We start from the raw sequence: 648 nt of genomic DNA on the forward strand, positions 1-648 counted from the left end.
CTTGAATACTTGCAAACTAACAAGTAAGGTCTTCGGTTTAAGGTATAAAGCGCAAATTATTAAATCTTCTATTAAAAAAGTGGAAGGCAAATTGATACGGCTTGAGGTTTAGTAACGAGGCAACAGCAAGATATAGCATTGCAGCGATCAAGCCAAGGCTCGCAAGCTCATATATAGGTCGCCAATCCAAAACATATTGCAACCAAAAGATCATAGAAGCGATTACGCCAGACAGGACAAAGCTCGGCAAAAAATCAGAGAGCTGTGTGGGAATAGAATAATTAAGTAGTTTCGTAGAATAGTATGCGTTTGGCACGTAACCTATTATCGAAACGGCAATTTGGCCAACGATCACTTCAGTAATACCATACGGGAGAGTGCAAATAAAAACCGCTATTGCCAAGGCCTTTTTAACAACACCTATATAGAAGACAATGTTTGAGTAACCTTTCACCCTTAGTACATTGAGATTTATCGAAGCTATTGGGTTAAATAAACCGGCTAAACACATTAGCTGGAAATAAACGGCTGAGCCATGCCATTTTTCTGGAAGAAAGGATTCAAATAACAACGGTGATAGTGCGCTCAAGAAAAACAAAACCGGAGACAATAAAAATGCTGTGAGCAGCATTACTTGCGTAATCATTG

The 648-nt window shown here is 39.0% G+C and carries 1 protein-coding gene; it reads right to left on the reverse strand.

Features of this window, described 5'->3' with window-relative positions:
• Positions 1 to 37: 37 nt before the first annotated feature.
• A partial coding sequence (locus A3762_RS06750) for a hypothetical protein (RefSeq protein ID WP_068754629.1) occupies positions 38 to 648 on the reverse strand: 611 nt, incomplete at its 5' end.

This window comes from Oleiphilus sp. HI0125 (assembly GCF_001635355.1).